16 protein-coding genes and 1 pseudogene are annotated in these 17,372 nt (G+C 58.6%); 7 read left to right on the top strand and 10 right to left on the bottom strand.

The genetic code is table 11. The features are described from left to right. Positions 1-19: 19 nt before the first annotated feature. Both G7064_RS03215 and G7064_RS03210 read left to right on the top strand, forming a co-directional pair. A complete protein-coding gene (locus G7064_RS03215) occupies positions 20-1,405 on the top strand; it encodes a hypothetical protein (protein WP_166072428.1) in 1,386 nt (461 codons plus the stop codon). 194 nt (positions 1,406-1,599) lie between these two features. Continuing rightward, entirely contained in the window at positions 1,600-2,754 is a 1,155-nt protein-coding gene (locus tag G7064_RS03210) for a PKD domain-containing protein (protein WP_205711167.1), read from the top strand. A gap of 43 nt (positions 2,755-2,797) precedes the next feature. Here G7064_RS03210 and G7064_RS03205 read toward each other — a convergent pair whose 3' ends face one another. Next, positions 2,798-3,220 carry a hypothetical protein gene (locus G7064_RS03205; protein ID WP_166072426.1) on the bottom strand — a complete coding sequence of 141 codons (423 nt, stop codon included), beginning with the start codon at positions 3,218-3,220 and terminating at the stop codon, positions 2,798-2,800. A 71-nt stretch (positions 3,221-3,291) separates the two neighbouring features. Then, positions 3,292-4,653 carry a glycoside hydrolase family 105 protein gene (locus G7064_RS03200; RefSeq protein ID WP_166072425.1) on the bottom strand — a complete coding sequence of 454 codons (1,362 nt, stop codon included), beginning with the start codon at positions 4,651-4,653 and terminating at the stop codon, positions 3,292-3,294. Positions 4,654-4,992: 339 nt separating this feature from the next. Between G7064_RS03200 and G7064_RS03195 the strand changes: the two genes are divergently transcribed. Beyond that, positions 4,993-5,517 carry a GAF domain-containing protein gene (locus G7064_RS03195; RefSeq protein ID WP_166072424.1) on the top strand — a complete coding sequence of 175 codons (525 nt, stop codon included), beginning with the start codon at positions 4,993-4,995 and terminating at the stop codon, positions 5,515-5,517. A gap of 7 nt (positions 5,518-5,524) precedes the next feature. Here the strand turns inward: G7064_RS03195 and G7064_RS03190 are convergent, their stop codons facing one another. After that, positions 5,525-8,155, bottom strand: coding sequence for an MGH1-like glycoside hydrolase domain-containing protein (locus G7064_RS03190; protein ID WP_166072423.1), 2,631 nt, complete (start codon positions 8,153-8,155; stop codon positions 5,525-5,527). Between the two features lie 260 nt (positions 8,156-8,415). On the opposite strand from G7064_RS03190, the gene G7064_RS03185 reads away from it, so the two are divergent. Next, a complete protein-coding gene (locus G7064_RS03185) occupies positions 8,416-9,090 on the top strand; it encodes an MCP four helix bundle domain-containing protein (protein WP_166072422.1) in 675 nt (224 codons plus the stop codon). A 32-nt stretch (positions 9,091-9,122) separates the two neighbouring features. Here G7064_RS03185 and phoU read toward each other — a convergent pair whose 3' ends face one another. Together phoU and pstB are read right to left on the bottom strand one after the other, a co-directional pair. Continuing rightward, entirely contained in the window at positions 9,123-9,809 is a 687-nt protein-coding gene (gene phoU / locus G7064_RS03180) for a phosphate signaling complex protein PhoU (protein WP_166072421.1), read from the bottom strand. 57 nt (positions 9,810-9,866) lie between these two features. Then, positions 9,867-10,618, bottom strand: a pseudogene (gene pstB / locus G7064_RS03175) (phosphate ABC transporter ATP-binding protein PstB). Between the two features lie 31 nt (positions 10,619-10,649). Between pstB and G7064_RS22145 the strand changes: the two are divergent. Continuing rightward, complete coding sequence (locus tag G7064_RS22145; protein ID WP_240935700.1) at positions 10,650-10,811, top strand: hypothetical protein; 162 nt, start codon at positions 10,650-10,652, stop codon at positions 10,809-10,811. On the opposite strand, the gene pstA is transcribed toward G7064_RS22145, so the two are convergent. Genes pstA through G7064_RS03160 form a run of 3 tightly spaced genes read right to left on the bottom strand, consistent with a single transcriptional unit; the run spans position 10,808 to position 13,364 of the window. Further along, complete coding sequence (gene pstA, locus G7064_RS03170; RefSeq protein ID WP_240935699.1) at positions 10,808-11,494, bottom strand: phosphate ABC transporter permease PstA; 687 nt, start codon at positions 11,492-11,494, stop codon at positions 10,808-10,810. The two genes, G7064_RS22145 and pstA, sit on opposite strands and share 4 nt — an antisense overlap. Next, on the bottom strand, positions 11,487-12,362 hold the full coding sequence (gene pstC / locus G7064_RS03165; protein WP_166072420.1) for a phosphate ABC transporter permease subunit PstC: 876 nt from the start codon (positions 12,360-12,362) through the stop codon (positions 11,487-11,489). The genes pstA and pstC overlap by 8 nt, the downstream gene beginning before the upstream one ends. A 33-nt stretch (positions 12,363-12,395) precedes the next feature. Continuing rightward, a complete protein-coding gene (locus tag G7064_RS03160; RefSeq protein WP_166072419.1) occupies positions 12,396-13,364 on the bottom strand; it encodes a PstS family phosphate ABC transporter substrate-binding protein in 969 nt (322 codons plus the stop codon). A 302-nt stretch (positions 13,365-13,666) separates the two neighbouring features. Here G7064_RS03160 and G7064_RS21870 point away from each other — a divergent pair, with 302 nt between their 5' ends. Beyond that, positions 13,667-14,053, top strand: a complete 387-nt coding sequence (locus G7064_RS21870; protein WP_205711166.1) for a hypothetical protein — start codon at positions 13,667-13,669, stop codon at positions 14,051-14,053. 17 nt (positions 14,054-14,070) lie between these two features. Then, positions 14,071-15,555, top strand: a complete 1,485-nt coding sequence (locus G7064_RS03155; RefSeq protein WP_205711165.1) for a pyruvate kinase — start codon at positions 14,071-14,073, stop codon at positions 15,553-15,555. A gap of 97 nt (positions 15,556-15,652) precedes the next feature. On the opposite strand, the gene G7064_RS03150 is transcribed toward G7064_RS03155, so the two are convergent. After that, positions 15,653-16,219 (bottom strand): NADPH-dependent FMN reductase, encoded by a 567-nt coding sequence (locus tag G7064_RS03150; protein WP_166072418.1) that lies wholly within the window; start codon positions 16,217-16,219, stop codon positions 15,653-15,655. Positions 16,220-16,350: 131 nt separating this feature from the next. Further along, on the bottom strand, positions 16,351-17,268 hold the full coding sequence (locus tag G7064_RS03145) for a DUF5996 family protein (protein WP_166072417.1): 918 nt from the start codon (positions 17,266-17,268) through the stop codon (positions 16,351-16,353). Positions 17,269-17,372 lie beyond the last annotated feature (104 nt).

Here is a 17,372-nt window from a genome sequence, read left to right as displayed (position 1 = left end):
TGCCATTTGCCCCCCAGCTATGAAAACCTATGTTACCCTCGCCTTACTGAGTGCCGCCGTTTTCTTCTCGGACGCCGCCCAAGCCCAGATTGGCCGGCGCTTTCCCTCGGAGCGAAAAGTGGTGAAAGACCCGGTCACGGGCACCATGCTCACCTTCCTGACCAGCACCCCGGCCGGCGACTCCAAGATTTACCCCACTCACAACCAATGGACTTCAGATGGGCAGTGGCTGATTTTTCGCTCGGGTAGGGTAGAAGGGGAAGCCATGGCGGTGAACGAGAAAACCGGCGACATGGTGCAAGTCACGGAGGGCGGCTATACGGGCATGCTCAACGTGGCCCGCAACACCATGAAGCTCTACTTTATGCGTCGCCCGCCCGGCAAGTCGGCTCCCGCCAAAGAGGCCGCAACGGGCCCGCCCGCGCCCACCTCCCTGCAAATTGTGGAGGTCGACCTAGCCAAGCTCTTTGCTGATAGCCAAGCGGGCAAAGTAAAGTCGGCCAAAACCTACCAGCGGGTGTGCGGCACCACGCCGGCCGCCATTCAGGCCGGTGGCGACATGGCCCTCGACGGTGACGAAGCCTGGGCCTACTTTCGCGTGGGCAAGGAGGAAGCCGCCCGACATTTGCCCCCCGACACCAAGCTGGAGCCCAACTTTGGCCCCCGCAACATGGGTGCCGGCCCCTCGGGCATTGCCGGCATGAATATCAAAACCGGCGCCATCAAGCATGTGGTGTCGGTACCGTTCCAAATTGGGCATATACAGACTAATCCGTGGGTGCCCGGTGAGCTGGTTTTCTGCTGGGAAACCGGCGGCAAGTCGCCCCAGCGCACCTGGACGGTGCTGGCCGACGGCACCGGGCTGCGGCCCCTGTACCCGGAGGCGGAATACGAATGGGTGACGCACGAGGCCATCATCTCCAAAGATGAGACGGCCATGGCCATTATGGGTCACCGCAAAATACCAGCTGCCGCCACCGAAGCCGCCGCGGGCACGCCCGTGAGCGGGGCCAACCCCGGTCAGGAAGCCGCCTGGGGTCCGTCGGGCACCCGCGAAAAACCCACGGGGCTGGCCATCGTCAACTTTCGCACCCGCGAGGTAATGATTGCCGGTCAAACGCCCAGCGGCAGTGGCCTTTGGCACGTGAGCGGCTCCCCCGACGGCCGCTGGGCCGTGGGCGACGACTTCGCCCGTAACGTCTACCTCATCGACCGCCACACCCGCGAAATGCTGCTGCTCTCCGCCGGCCACAAGCAAACCGCCGCCGACCACCCGCACCCCACCATGAGCCCCGACGGCACCAAGATCCAAATACAATCCGCCATGCTTTCGGAAGATAATCGCAGCATGAACATCTGCATCATCCCCGTACCAGAGGAATGGCTGAAACGGCGATACAAATAAGCCTGGGGGGCTTTTTCCAAGTAAGAACGTCATGCAGAGCGACGCGAAGCATCTCGCTCGCTTCGTTGGATTAGTAATCCTGCTAAACACGCGAGATGCTTCGCTCCCGCTCTGCATAACGGTTAATCAAAGTGCGCTTTATGTTGGATCTCAGCTTTCGGAAAAGTGTCTTAGAAACGATATTTGGCACTCTAGTGCTTCTCCTACTAACTATTGTCTCGGCTCTGGTACGAGCCAAAAAGCCCTTGTTTCCAAGAAACGAGCTAGGTCACAGTTCCTCGGCTAAAAAAGTAGGTCTGGTGCTATTGCTCTGCGGGTTGAGTACCACAGCCTTTGCGCAGGAAGACCGCGGCTACAACATCTATCAGTTTCCGGCCAACATGATTCCTCGCATTGATGGCAAAACCGATGACTGGGACAGCTTTCCTAGCGAGTATATCGTGGGTACCGACCAGCTGTGGGACGACTCCAAGCGCTACCCCAAACCCGACGCCACCAACCTCGACGTGAGGGTGCGCGTGGCCTGGGTAAAGGGCCTGAATCGCCTCTACTTCTTGTACGAAGCCTACGATGACTACTGGGATTTCACCCAGCCCGGTCTGCACAACGACACGTTTGAGATTGTGGTCGATGGCGACTTATCGGGCGGGCCGCTCATTGCCGAACAGCACCCCAATCAGGATTTGCCGCTGATGGAGCGCTACTTCGCCTTCCACGGCGTGCACGCCCAGAACTACCACATTTTCACGCCCGCCGTGGGCAAAGACTGGGCCCTGGCCTGGGGCAGCCAGCCCTGGATTAAAGAGCTACCCTACGCCAACATCGCCTACTCCTACGATTTTAAGCCCGGCCAACCCGGCAAGTTGGTTGCCGAGTTCTGGATTACGCCCTTCGATTACGCCGGGGCCGAAGGCCCCGCGCGGGCCGTCGAGTCGGTGCTCACCGATAACAAGAAAATTGGTCTCACCTGGGCCGTGATTGACTACGACGTAAACGACGAGCGCAAGAAAGGCTTCTGGAACCTGTCGAAAAACCATAAAATGTACGGTAATTCCAGCCTGGGGACCATTTTTACGCTCCTGCCGCTGGCTGAAAAATACCAGCCGAAGCTAGAAGCCCAGTGGTCGTTCAGCATAACCGATATGGCCCAGCGGCAGGTAACCTTCACGGACGAAAGCCGCGGCAGCATCAAGCGCTGGCACTGGGATTTTGGCGACGGCACTACGTCCAAGGAGCGAAGCCCGGTACACCGCTATAAGGAAGCCGGCAAGTACATCGTCGTGCTGAACGTGGAAGGGCCCGATGGTAAATCCCGCATGGCGAAGGTGTGGGATGTGGCGGTGAAGTGAGTACGCTTATATGAGTGAGTCAAAGCATAGATCCATTCAGCCGCTAATTATAGTTGATGGTAATGCCGCTGCTTGCGCTTTTTAGGTCATAATCTGCCGTGACCTTTCCCCAGGGAAAGCGTCCTTCGCTCCCTACCTCTTCCTGGATCCACTGCTTTAGCTCAACTAAGCGGCTCATTTCGGCTTGTTCAGACCAGTTATCCCAAGTAGCTAGTAAATCAAACCGCTCCTGCGATACGCCCATAATAACCGTCTTCAAACTATTATTGAAAAAGCCAAAGCGCAAAATATAGTAGCGCATTTCTACATAGACGTTTCGAGCGAATAACCATTTCCACCCAGTCTGCACATCGTGCATCTCATTCGACTCTCCTAAGGCTAGTGCGGCTACCGTTTCTAAGGAATCGCCGGCTTGGACACGCACTGTCGGTGCTAAAATTAAATTGCCGGTTTGTTGGTCAATCATGTGCACACATCATAAACTCAAATAAAGGTTAATCTTACTGAGTATTTTATTGATTAAATAGATTCCCCTATCTACTTCAACGTCTGCACCGAGCTGTCGTTGATGCCATACGGGTGCTGCTTGAGTAGCTGAATAGTTTCGGCACCGGCAAGCAGTACGGGGCCGTAGCCGTGGGCGGCGTACAGATTCACGGGGCGGTAGTAGTAGAAAGCCGGATCGAAGCCCATGCCGGTGCCGACGCAGGTGCCTTCCACCTGACCCTGAGCATTTACTTTAGTGCTGACCGCGTTCCAGGCCAGCAGGGCCATGGGACCGTAGGCTTTGGCATCGAGCCAGCCCTGGTTGATGGCGTGGGCAATGGCGTAGGCGTAGATGGCAGTAGCGGAGGTTTCGAGATAGGAATCGGGGCGGTCAAGGAGCTGGTGCCAGAAGCCGCTGCCGGCCTGCTGAGCGGCAAGGCCGCGGGCGTGGGCGCGCAACAGCTCTAGCACCGCCGGGCGGCCGGGGTGGTCGTCGGGCAATACGTCGAGCAATTCTACTTTAGTCAGCAAAGCCCAGCCATTAGCGCGGGCCCAGTGAAACTCGGGGTGCACCGTCATCTCCTGCACCCAGCCGTGCATGTACAAGCCCTTCGACTTGTTGAACATGCGGGGGGCAAATTGGGTCACCTGCTTCACGGCTTCGTCGTAGTAGCGCCGCTCGCTAGTGAGCTTGCCCATCTGGGCCAGAGCCGGCACGCTCATGTATAAGTCGTCGAGCCACAGCGTATTCGGCTGGGGTCGATTACGGGCCAAGGTGCCATCGGCCAAGCGGAACTCCTTGGTGATGATGAAGTCTATTAAGTTGTTGATCATGGGGCGTAGGTCGGCTGAGGCGTTGGCGCGCTGGGTTTTAATCATAGCCGCACACAGCGAGCCGGCGTCGTCCAGAGCCTTGGGGTACAGCACCGAGCGCATGGGGGTGGCCGCCTCCGGGTTGGCTTTTTGGTAGGCGCTAAAGTAGGGCCCTAACTCGCTCAAAAACTTCAGGCGACTTACGGTATAGGCAGCGTATTTGGGGTCGCCGGTGGTTTCACTGGCCCGCAGCATGCCCGCGTACGTGACGCCCCACTCGTAGCTGGTGAGGCGGAAGTCGCCGGGCCGGATGATGGCGTCGGGCGAGAACTTGCGCCGGTCGGTAATGGGCGCGTTCGTCTTTTTATCGACTAGCTCGGCGGGCGTAGCGGTGTTCAAATAGGTGTACACGCGGTCCAGCACCTGCTTTACTTCCTCGGCTTTCACTTGGCCATAGGGAATTGGATAATCCGGCTTGAGCAGGTGCAGGGGCGTAGTGGTGTCGTTGGTCTTGGGCGGCGCGGTTTGCGCCACTACCAGGCTAGGGGTCACCACGATGGCCAGTAAGGGTAATTTTTTTGCTATGGAAAGTAGGTGCATAGACAGCGGAAAAGAAGATGACATAGTCACACGATTGAGGCACTGTTAGGCAACTTCTTGCCAGCTCAAATCTCGTCGCGGTATACCTGGATATAGCAGATAACACGCTGTTTTGAAGTAGCAGAAAGAAGCAACTACTGCAGGATAGACAAGAAATTCCGGCCAACATACCTGCACCGTACTGTCGATACAGATTGCATCTATCCAGCGAGCACATAGTAAGTGTGCTTTAGAAAAAGTAGAGGAAAAAAAGGCCTCCTTATATTGAGACGCAATCTTCAAATAGACCTACTATTCCACCCTTTCAAGCTTCCCGCCAGCTGTCTTACTCCCATGACTATGCTTCCCCTGAATGAACTAGCGGTGGTGCTAGCCGCCAAGAATCTGCCGGCTGAGTGCCTACAGTGTGCTCTCGATATAATAGGCCCGCACCTGGGCGTAGACCGCTGCTTTCTATATGTGCGCGACCCTGTGCAGGGACGAGGCCGTATTGCGTTTGTCTGGCGCAAGAGGACAACTGTGCCCGATCCGCGCCACGACTGGCAAGACGACACGGGCGACTTGCCCCAAGAAGATCCGCTGTTTCGGGCGGCGCTGGCAACCCAGCCGTCGGTATATGTCGAGGACGTAACACAGGCAGGCCCGGAGGTACTCAACCAGGATTTTGAGCGGCGCACCTTCGGCCACCGGGCACTGGTGCATGCGCATATCACGGCTGGGGGCCAGCTGTGGGGCATTCTACAACCCTGCGTATTTGACGCCCCGCGACCCTGGACGCCGGCTGATCGGGAATATATTGAAGGCGTCATTCTCCTGATTCTGCCTAGCATTCAGGCATATATGCATACGCTGGGAAAGGTGTAGTAATAATTTAGGTACGTGGTTGTAAGAGTTTCGCGATGAGACCCGTCCAGCCGGTTTGGTGGCTGGCGCCTAAGCCCTGACCGGTGTCGCCGTGGAAGTACTCATGGAAGAGAAGGTAGTCGCGGAAGTGTGGGTCCTGCTGCAGGTGGGCATTCGAGCCCAGGGCGGGACGAATGCCCGCTTCGTTGCGCAAAAAGAGCTGGGTAAGTCGTGCACTCAGCGCATCGGCAATCTGGAGTAGCGTACAATACTTGCCCGACCCGGTGGGATATTCTACCTGAAAATCGTCGCCGTAATAGTGGTGGAAACGTTGCAACGACTCAATGATCAGGAAGTTGGTCGGCATCCAAATTGGCCCCCGCCAGTTAGAGTTGCCCCCGTACATATCCTCCGTCGACTCACCCGCCTCATAGCGTACGGTTAGGTCCTGACCGGCGCAGTGAAACTGGTAGGGATGATCCAGATGGTAGCGCGACAGCGAGCGAATGCCGTAGTCTGACAGAAACTCCGCCTCATCCAAGGCCCGAGCCAGCAGGCGCTTCATTCGGTGGCCACGCAGCAGGGAAAGCAAGTGCGTGGCCTGCTGCCCCGGCTCCTGCCAGCGCGAGACCAGACTGGCCAATTGAGGACGGTTTTCTAAGAACCAGCGGAGCCGGGCCCCAAACTGGGGTACTGATTGCAGCAGCTCGTCGTCCAGCACTTCTACCGCAAACAACGGAATCAGGCCGACCAGGGAGCGGGTTTTTAGCAGCTGCAGGCCATTGCCAGGGGTGTGAAGGGCATCGTAGTAAAACTCGTCCTCATCGTCCCAGAGGTCCTGGTGGGCCTGGTCCATGTTGGTCATGGCCCCGGCGATGTAAAGGAAGTGCTCGAAAAACTTGCTGGCCAGATCCTGGTAAATTGGGTTGGTGCGGGCTAGCTCCAAGGCCATGCGCATCATGTTCAGGGCGTACATGGCCATCCAGCTGGTAGCATCGGCCTGCTCGAGGCTGCTGCCCGCCGCCAGCGGAGCCGAGCGGTCGAACAAGCCGATGTTATCCAGCCCCAAAAAGCCCCCCTCAAAGATGTTGCGGCCGCTCCGGTCCTTGCGGTTCACCCACCAGGTAAAGTTGAGCAGGAGGCGGTGAAACACCGTCGCCAGAAAGTCGGTGTCGCCGGGGCCACCGCTGTGCTTCTGACACATCTTGTACACGCGCCAGGTGGCCCAGGCGTGCACGGGTGGGTTCACGTCGCTCAGGTTCCACTCGTAGGCCGGCAGCTGACCATTGGGGTGCATGTACCAGTCTTGGCAAAGCAAGCGCAGCTGATGCTTGGCAAACTCGGGGTCCAGCTGGGCCAGGGGCAGGCAGTGAAAAGCGAGGTCCCAGGCCGCGTACCACGGGTACTCCCACTTGTCGGGCATCGAGATAATGTCGGCATTGTTGAGGTGTGGCCATCCCGCGTTACGGCCGTGTTGGCGCTGGGCTGGAGGGGGCGGGGTGGCCGGGTCGCCGGAAAGCCACTGCGGCACGTCGTAGTAGTAGAACTGCTTGCTCCAGAGCATGCCAGCAAAAGCCTGCCGCTGCACACGGCGGGCATCGGCATTCGATAGCGCGGCCTGCACGGCGGCGTAGTATTGGTCGGCCTCCTGGTGTCGCTGCTTCAGGAGCTGATCGAAGTCGGCGAAGGGATGCGTTTGACCAGCGGGCCCCAACCGTACGCGCACCGACTTTGAGGCGCCGGCCGGAATGGATAGCAGGTAGTGAGCGGCGGCCTTGGTACCTGCCTGGGCTGGGTTAATGGTGGCCGCTCCGTGTACCAGGTAATCGTTGATACCATCCTTAAAATAGGCTGTTGGCGCGGTGGGGGGCGTTTTGTATAAGCGCTGGGTGTTCGTTTCGTTGTCGCAGAACAGCAGCGTCGGGTCCTGGTCGCAGTACAGGCACAGCTCGCCCAACTTTTGGTGATGCACCGCAATGGTGCCACCCGCCGGGTCGGCAGCTAGCTGGGGGCGGTAGTCATCGAGGCCCCAGGCCCAGGTATTCCGAAACCAAAGCTGCGGCAGCACATGCACGGTTGCCGCCACCGGACCCCGGTTGTGCACTGTTATCTGAAGCAGAATGTCGTCGGGGGCAGCCTTGGCGTACTCAATAGATACGTCGAAGTAACGATCATCGTGAAAGGCACCTGTGTCGAGTAGCTCAAACTCGGGCTGTTGGCGGCCCCGGCGGGCGTTTTCCTGCACCAGCCACTCGTAGGGAAAGGCGTGCTGCGGATACTTGTACAGCTGGTGCATGTAAGAGTGCGTGGGCACGTTGTCGAGGTAGTAATACACCTCCTTCACGTCCTCGCCGTGGTTGCCCTCCGGACCGCTCAGCCCAAACAGGCGCTCTTTCAGGATGGGGTCGTGCCCGTTCCAGAGGCCCACCGCGAGGCAGAGCAGTTGCTGGTCATCGGAAATGCCCCCCAGCCCGTCTTCGCCCCAGCGGTAGGCGTAGGAGCGGGCCATATCGTGGGTGCAGTGCTGCCAGGCTTGGCCGTCGGCCGAATAATCCTCGCGCACGGTGCCCCACTGGCGCTCCGAGAGATAAGGTCCCCACCGGCGCCAGGGAGCGCGAGGCGCCTGGGCCGCTGCTAATCGTTCGTGTTCGGCCGTCATGCTGATAAAAGAAGCGTGCTGAAGGAAAGAAAAACGGACCGGATGGGCACTCCGGGCTGGGGTGAATGTAGGGAAAAGGCCTTATTTCCGCGCCAGCCATTAGGCAACTCCTGACTTTCGGACTGAGCGCACTCCTGTTTAGGAGCATCTTTAGTGGGCCGCGCTCGGCGGACGGGTTGGGCAGGCTTGTACTGCTGATTTGCCTTATTTTTCGTATTTTAAGCTGATTTTAATTTCCTCGGTTTCTCAATCCCTGTCTCATGAATCTACTTTCAGGAATTCACCATAAAGTCAAGCTGGCGTTTCTGTTTTTGGGTATCGTATTGACCATGCTGGGCAGTAGTTTATGGGAAACCCGCCAGCTGCACGATATGAACACTGCTGTTGCCTCCCTCTACCAAGACCGGCTTCAGCCCGCCGCGGGCCTTTTTGCCCTCAACGACCATATGTACGCCAAGCGGCGACTGCTGGAAAGCTATCTGGCCGCGCCGACCCAGATACATTTCCACAATACCCAGGTTCAGCTAGTAGCCCAAAACAAGGCCATAGATTCCCTGCTCAAGAGCTATCAGGCGACGTATATGGTGGCCGAGGAAAACAAAGTGTTCCAGTCGGTTATGGCCCACCTCACTCGCTATAACTACTTGGAAGCGGAACTGCTGTACGTTGGCGCGCCGACTTCCGGCGCGTCTGCCCAGGAACTTGCTCAGCAGTTTGACCGCATTCATGCGGATGTGAGCCGCCTCACCCAGATTCAACTCCAGGTGGGCCAGCAACTGTCGCGCGGCTCGGAGGTGGCCGATGGACACGCTACGCTGCTGAGCCAAGTGAAAATAGCCCTGCTGGTGGTTCTGACCGTGGCCATTCTGCAAGCGTTAGCGGTGGATAAACACCCCCTGCTACCCAAAAACCTGAAAAACTTCCGTCTTAACTAAGGCCGCTCGCGCGTTGGATGGGCGCTGAACAGCTACTGGCCCCGGTGCTTGCCCGACTGGTGGCGCAACACCTGTGCTTCCAAGTAGAAGATGATTTCCTCCGCAATGTTCTTGGCCTCATCGCCGATGCGGTCGAGCTTACGCACGAGCAGCAAAATTTGCAGGGCTTGCTGCACCCGCCCCGGATGGTCCTGGATATAGGCCGCCAGGGCCGCGTGCGCCTGTACATTGTTGTCGGCCAAGGCTTTCACTTCCTTGAACATGCGACGGGCCAGCGTGCTGTCTTCCTGCTCAAAGGCGCCCCGGACCATTTCCAGCAGGGTAATTGCCTCCCGGCACATCTCATCCAGGCGGCTGATGGCCAGCAAATGAGGATCAAATTTTTCCTCGCCCTTCAGCACAAAGCGCCGGACAAATTGGGCCATAGCCTTGGCCGCATCGCCTACGCGCTCCAGACTGGTATTAATTTTTAGCACGGCCAACACGAAACGCAGATCAATGGCGACCGGCGTGTGCAGCGCGATGATGCTTTCGCAGTGCCGCTCAATTTTCAGCTCCCGGGTATTGATGCGCTTTTCCTGCCGCGACACCTCTTTTACCAGCGCTGAATCAGGGGTGTGCAGTGCCCGCTGGCTGCGCTGTAATTGCTCCAGCACCAGCCCCCACATGGCGTACACCTCCTGCTTAAGCTGTTGGATTTCAAGTACTAAATGAGCCATGTCTGTAGTGAAAAATGGAAGCCGTGCTGACTGCGGCAGCTGGTGCCTGCTGAGAAATCAACCGAAGCGGCCCGTGATGTAGTTCTGCGTTTGCTCGTGGCGGGGCTGGGTGAAGAGGCGGCCCGTATCGTCATACTCTATCAGGTGGCCATAGTTGAAGAAGGCCGTTTTATCGCTTACACGGCCCGCCTGCTGCATATTGTGCGTCACAATCAGAATAGTGTATTGCTGTTTTAGGTCATAAATAAGCTCCTCAATCTTGGCCGTGGAAATCGGGTCTAGTGCCGAGGCCGGCTCGTCCATGAGCAGAATGCGGGGCTCGACGGCCAACACCCGCGCAATACAGAGGCGCTGCTGCTGCCCCCCCGACAAGGCCAGGGCCGACTTGCGTAGATCGTTTTTCACTTCTTCCCAGAGCGCGGCCTGGCGCAGCGATTTTTCGACTACCTCATCGAGCACGGCCTTACTGCGGACACCTTGCAGTACCAGCCCATAGGTGACGTTGTCGTAGATACTTTTCGGGAACGGATTCGGCCGCTGAAACACCATGCCCACACGCTTGCGCAACTCCTCTACGGGCTGGTGGGGGCATATATATCCTGTCCCTGAATCCGGATGCTGCCCTCGTGGCGAAAGTCGCTGATGAAATCATTCATGCGGTTAAACAGCCGCAGAAACGTGGATTTGCCGCAGCCCGAGGGGCCAATCAAGGCCGTCACCGTGTGGGCCTCAATGGTCATGGAGATATCCTGCAGCATGTGGTTCGTGCCGTAGTATACATTCACATGCTCAACCTCCAGTTCGGGCATCGGGCAAGGCAGATTAGGAGAGCTACGGCAGGTGCCGTCGCCAACGGGTACGCAGAAAGATGGCGAGGCCGTTCAACCCGAAAGTGATGAGCAGCAGCACAATAATAGCGGCGGCGGCGTTGAGGCTGAAGGCCTGCTGCGGGCGCGAAATCCAGTTGAATATTTGGACGGGCAGCGCCGAGAACTCGTCTAGGGGCTTTTTGGGGCAAACGGCACGTAGGCCAGCACCCCTAGCACGAGCAGCGGAGCCGTTTCGCCTACGGCCCGCGACAAGGCCAGGATAATACCCGTCAGAATGCCGCCCATGGAGGCGGGCAGTACCTGGTACCAGATAGTTTGCCAGCGCGTAGCGCCCAACGCATACGAGGCTTCCCGCAAGGTTTTGGGCACGGCCCGAATGGCCTCGCGGGTGGCCACAATGAGAATGGGCAAGATGAGCAGGGCCAGCGTGCAGCTGGCGGCCAGCACGCTGCTGCCCATGCGCAGCAGACGGACAAAAATATGGAGCCCTAGCAAGCCATAAATCACGGACGGGACCCCCGCCAGGTTGGTGATATTGATTTCGAGCAGCGCCGACCAGCGGCTTTTGCGGCCGTATTCCTCCAGGTAGACGCCCGCCGCTAGGCCCACCGGCACAGCAATAAAAGCAGTCAGTACCATAATCCAGACGGTGCCTAGCAGGGCCGTGTAAATGCCGGCCCGAGCGGGGAAACGCGAAGGAAGCGCACTCAAAAACTGCCAGTTCAGGCGGCCCAGGCCCGTGCGCAGAATATCGAGCAGAAACAGGGCCAGCAGCAGCAGACCGAGTAGCGTAGCCAACAGGCCCACCAGGCGGAAGGCGCGGTCGAGCAGGCGGTTGCGGGTCATGTTACTCATACTGCTCCCGGAATTTCTGGCGGAACCAATACCCCAAGTTGTTCAACACCAGGGTCAGGACGAAAAGGGTGATGCCGGCGGCAAAGATGGTGTCGTACTCCAAGGTGCCGTAGGCCACGTCGCCGGAGCTGACCTGCACGATATAGGTGGTGATGGTTTCGACCGGCACCAGCGGATTGGCCGTCAGGCGGGGCTCCTGCCCGGCGGCAATGGCTACAATCATGGTTTCGCCTACGGCCCGCGAAATGGCCAGGATGACCGATACGGTGATGCCCGACGAAGCGGCCGGAACCACCACCCGCAGGGCGGTTTGCAGACGCGTAGCGCCCAGCGCGTAGGAAGCTTCGCGCAAGGAGCGGGGCACGGCCGTCAGCGCGTCTTCGCTCAGCGACGAAACCAGGGGCAAGATCATGATGCCCATTACGCTCCCGGCCGACAAAGCATTAAACCCCGCCATGCCGGGTAGCAGTCGTTGCAAAAAAGGTGTGACTACGGTTAAAGCAAAAAAGCCATAAACCACGGTGGGCACCGCCGCCAGAATTTCGAGCAGGGGCTTCAGGGCGTTGCGAAAGCCCACCGTTGCGTACTCATTGAGGTAGATGGCAATGATGAGGCCCAGCGGTAGGGCCACGGCGATGGCCACGCCCGTGGTAAGAAAAGTGCCCGCCACCAAGGGTAGGATACCGAAATGCTTGTCAGCAAAAAGCGGCGTCCACTGCGTATCGGTCAAAAAATCGCCCAGCGGCACCTCCCGAAAAAAATGAGCGGCCTCCACGGCCAGCATCACAATAATGCCCCCCGTGGTGAGTACGCTGATGCCCGCGCTCAGTGCCAGCAGGGCTTCAATGAGGCGTTCGGGTTGTTTCATGGCCAGTCAGCAGAAGCTAATGGGGTGATACGGTTACCGCAGTTGGGCCACAAACTCGTCGAAGCGGGTCTGCTGGCGGTGGTATTCGGTGGCGGGCAGCGGAATGTAGCCCACCTCGCGCGCTAAGTGCGGGGCCTGAGCCAGGTAAAAGCGAATGAAGGCCTGCACCTCGGGGCGGCGCGCGGCCACGCTGCTCACGTACAGCAGCAAGGGGCGAGAAAGGGGCGCATACGTATTATTTTTGACGGTTTCGACGGTGGGCGTTACCGGCCCGGCCCCGTTGCTGGGCTGCTCGTCGTCGATGGGCACGAGCCGGAGAGCAGCACGGTTGGCCTCATAATAAGCGAAGCCAAAAAAGCCCAGGGCCAACGGGTCGGTGGAAACGCCCTGTACCAGCACGTTGTCGTCTTCGCTGGCCGTATAATCGCCCCGACTGGCGTGGCGCCGCCCCACAATGGCCTGGGTGAAATAGTCATAGGTACCGGAGGCGGTGCCAGCTCCAAACAGGTGAATTTCGGCCGCTGGCCAATCCGGCCGAATCTGGTTCCAGCGCAGGATGCGGTGCTGGGCCGCCGGCTCCCATAATTTCTTCAGCTCACTTACTTTCAGGCTGTTGACCCACGTGTTGCTGGGGTGCACCACCACGACCAGTCCATCAAAGGCCACCGTCAGGGGCAAATAAGCAATGTGCTGCGTTTCGCAATCCTGGCCTTCGCGGTCGGTGATAGGTCGCGAGGCGTTGGTCAGGTCAATCTCCCGTCGACAGAACTTTTGAAAGCCGCCTCCAGTGCCCGATATGCCCACGGTGATACGCGCCGCGGGCTGTTGCCGTGCGTATTCCTCCACTACCGCCTCGGTAATCGGAAATACGGTGCTGGAGCCGTCAATGCTGATTTTTTGGTTGGTCGCTACCTCGCCGCACGCTCCAGTCAGCAGTGCAAGCAGGAGAGATGCTCCCCGAAGGAAACCAGACCTGAGCGAATGGGTTGCAGCGGATCCCATGGTCAACGAAGCAGCAGCTAACAGATTTGCCCCCCAAGCCGCTTCGCCGGCCTTCCCAGGGGTAACGTGGAGAAAGCGAATCAAATACAGCGGCTGTAACTCGCGCTCTTTCAGCCAAATGCGTAAGAGATAGAGAAGGCAGAAAGGATACCAGCGCTGAAAGCTAAGCTAGTCACAAAATTAAACTAATAAAATAATAACTTGTGTTTTAAGGCTATTGGTGCTGGCTTCATCTCTTCGCCTGGTTGCTCGCCGCGACGTAATTGTGCGTCTGAGGTTGGGGGGCTTTTTTGCTACTGGCTATGACCGACCAATCCGCATCTTCGCTTTTTGCCGACCGCAATGGCGCCGAAATAGCCCAGCTGCTGGCTGAACTGACCACCTTGCGTCAGGATATGGTAAGCGGAATCGGGCTGGCCGGGAGCAGGCTGACGCGGGTACATCCCAATTTTGTGGTTAGCGCCCACAACCTATTGCATTATCTGGCGCTGCGACGCCCCGATTTGCGGCCCCTGCAACAGCGGCTGGCGGTGCTGGGCCTATCATCTTTAGGGCGTGCCGAGGCCCATGCTCTGGCCAGCGTAGACGCCGTACTGGCCGTATTGCACGAGCTGGCCCAACCTGGTATACCTCATCCGCCGCCACCCGGCGCTATTGCGCCCGACTTTACGAGTGGGGGCTTTTATTAGCAGAGCACAGTGAGGCCGTGCTGGGGCCAGTACCTGCCGCCCGCGACGTGCGCATTATGGTCACCTTGCCCACCGAAGCAGCCACTGATTATCCACTCGTGCGGGATCTGTTGCGTCAGGGTATGGACTGCGCGCGCATCAACTGCGCGCACGATAATCGGGCTGCCTGGCAGCAAATGATTGACCACCTGCGCCAAGCGGAGCAGGAGGTGGGCAGAACCTGCAAGATTAGTATGGACTTAGGCGGCGCAAAGCTGCGCACAACCGGCTTGCCACCCGCACCGGCCGTGCTGCGGGTCAGCCCCATGCGCGACGATTTTGGCCGCGTGCTGACGCCGGTCCGCCTCTGGCTTACCAGTCGGGATTTGCCGCAAACGGCGCAGGCAACTGGAACGGTGCGCCTGTTCTTCCCCAGCAAGTGGCTACAGCAGTTAAGCCCCGGCGACGTCATTCGGTTTCGCGATTCTCGGGGCACCAAGCGCAAGCTGCGCGTGCGCAGCAGAAGTGCGGAAGGTTGCTGGGCGGAGTTGCGCAAAACGGCGTATCTGGTGCCGAGTACCCGCTTTCGGGGGCCGAAGGCGAAAGCTATGCTCCAGGAGATGCCCCGCTCAGAGTCTTTCTTACTGCTTCGCCCCGGCGACCAGCTGCAGCTTACCCGCCGCCCGTTGCCCACTGCCGTGGCTGACGGGATGCCAGGCGCCGATCTGCCACCGGCCGTAATTGGCTGCGCGCTGCCAGAAGTGCTCGACTATGTGAATCCGGGCGAGCGAATTTGGTTTGACGATGGCAAAATTGGGGGCGTGGTGGACCGCGTGGAGCCCGACACCGTGCACGTGCGCATCACCCAGGCCCGGGCCAAAGGCGAAAAGCTGCGCAATGATAAAGGCATCAATCTGCCCGACAGCAACTTGCCTCTTCCTTCCCTAACGGCGAAAGACCTGGAAGATTTGGCTTTTGTTGCTCAGCACGCTGATATGGTCGGCCTCTCGTTTGTGAGCAAGGCCGCCGAAGTGGAGCAGCTACAGCAGCACCTGGCCCGCCTGAGTGAGCGCGCGGTCGCGATTATTCTCAAAATCGAAACCCAGCGCGGCTTCGAGCAGCTACCCGCTTTGCTGCTCAGCGCCATGCAGGCTGGCAGCTGTGGCGTGATGATAGCGCGCGGCGACCTGGCCGTAGAGTGTGGTTTTGAGCGGCTGGCCGAGGTGCAGGAAGAAATACTGTGGCTTTGCGAAGCAGCACATGTGCCTGTTATCTGGGCGACGCAGGTGCTAGAAAGTCTAGCCAGTGGCGGACTGCCTTCGCGGGCCGAAGTGACGGACGCTGCCATGAGCGACCGGGCTGAGTGCGTAATGCTCAACAAAGGACCCCGCGTAATGCAGGCAGTACAAACCCTCGACAGCATTTTGCGACGCATGCAGGCGCACCAGCGTAAGAAAAGCTCCATGCTGCGCAGCCTCCACGTGGCCCATACCACCTGGCATCTGGAGCCCGCTAGCCCATAAATGGGCGAGCGGCCGCCTACCCTGATGCGTGACGTTCAGAAGCTACATCAACCAGGAAGTCCCGCAAAAAAGCCCCCTAAAGCAGCCGGGAGGCGGGTTAGTTGTTCTCCCGAATGCTTTTCAGCCCTTTTGTCCAGCGAGTTAATTCGCGGAGCATCGCGTCAAGTGCTTTTTCCGAAATGTCGTTTGGCAACAAATGGTCATTCTGAATGAATTCGGTGAAAAAGGGAATGTTTACGGCCTCTACCAGCGGCACGATGCGGTAGGACGAGAGGTCATTTTTGAGCGCATTCCAAGCCCGCGTACCCGCCGATACTCCGCCGTAGCTCACGATGCCAGCCGCCTTGTAGCCCCATTCCTTAACCAGATATTCCAGCGCATTCTGCAAGGGTGCGGGGTAGCTGAAGTTGTATTCGGCTGTCACAAAGATAAAGGCATCGGCGGCCGCAATCTGGGCGCTCCATTGCTTCGTGTGCTCGTGCTCATACTTCTGCTGGGCCGGGTGGTGAGGCTCGTTCATCAGGGGCAGGTTAATGGCTTGCAGATCCAAGACCTCCACATTGAACTCACCGTGCTGCCGCGCCTTCTGCGCAACCCATTCGGTAACGATAGGCCCTTTGCGGCTTGGGCGGACGGTGGCGGTAATGATTTTCAGGTTGTACATAGTGGGGTGTTTGGTTGGTAAGGCCCGTGAGAATAGAAATTATTTGCCTAAGCACAAGCGTGGGGGGCAAATTTGCCCAATAAGCTGCAGGCTGCCGTGGCTGGAAGTACTGCATCAGCAAAATGTGTAGGCTACGTTCTGTCCAGCACGGCGCGGTCCCAATGGGCGAGGGTTGCGGCCGCTTCGTAGGTGCTTTGTAAAAAGCTGAGTACCGCTTGCTGCGGATCGTGCGCCGTGCGCGCGACTTCGTAAGGCAGCAAAAACTCTCCCATCTCTCGACTAAAAAAGCCCCCCGCAGGCTGTATCGTCGCGTTGGCCAGTTCTGGCAGGCTAGGATAGGCATAGCTATAAAATGCCGCTTCCTGCCCATTGCCACCGGGCCACCAGCCGGCGGCAATCTGCTCCTGAGAATATGACTCGCGGGTCACCCAGTCGGCTAAGTTGGGGATGCCGCCCGGATGAGGAGGTGCGGGCCGGCCCGAAAAGCGCGTGACGGCCAAATCGAAGCTTCCCCAGAAAAAGTGCACCGGGCTACATTTGCCCTGGAAGCGGCTGCGAAACTCCTGCAATACCTGATCGGCGCGCAGCAGGATATCCCAGAATGTTTCCACGGCAGGGGCGTCGTAGGCGCGATGGGCCTGATCTTGGGTAAATGGGGTGGTGTCTTCTATCTCCACCGGCACCGGCCACATCTTCACCCCAATACCAGCTTCGCTCAGCATGCTGCGATAGGCTTGGTAGAAATCGGCAACAGATTGTGGCTCCAGCGCCAGTTCGCGGGCACGGCCGTCGGAAGTATGGATTCGCAGCTGATGCACCCGAAAATCGAACACGACCTCACAGCTGCCTGCCGGGTAAGGCATGGGTCCGGTTGAGAGGCCCCGGGGCGTGACGTAGAGCGGCACCTGCCACCAATGATTAAGCATCGGACTTAGCGCCAGGCGAGTTTTGCCCACAATTTGCGTCCACCGATGCAGCGTTGCGTGCGTGTCAGACCAGCTGTCGGCCGGCAAGGCGGGCCAGCGGGTGGCGAAGGTGTTGTCTGTCATGAAGAAAAGATAAGCGGAACCAACAACAAATCCTTCCGGCCTCGGCGCAGTAGCTTAGCCTGAAAACACCGAAGTCGTGTGGAGTTCAACACGCGCAAACTGCT

The sequence above is a fragment of the Hymenobacter sp. HDW8 genome, from assembly GCF_011305775.1.
GTDB lineage: Bacteria > Bacteroidota > Bacteroidia > Cytophagales > Hymenobacteraceae > Hymenobacter > Hymenobacter radiodurans.
Note: the sequence above shows the minus strand (reverse complement) of the source record. Positions and strands in the feature narration are given on the sequence as shown.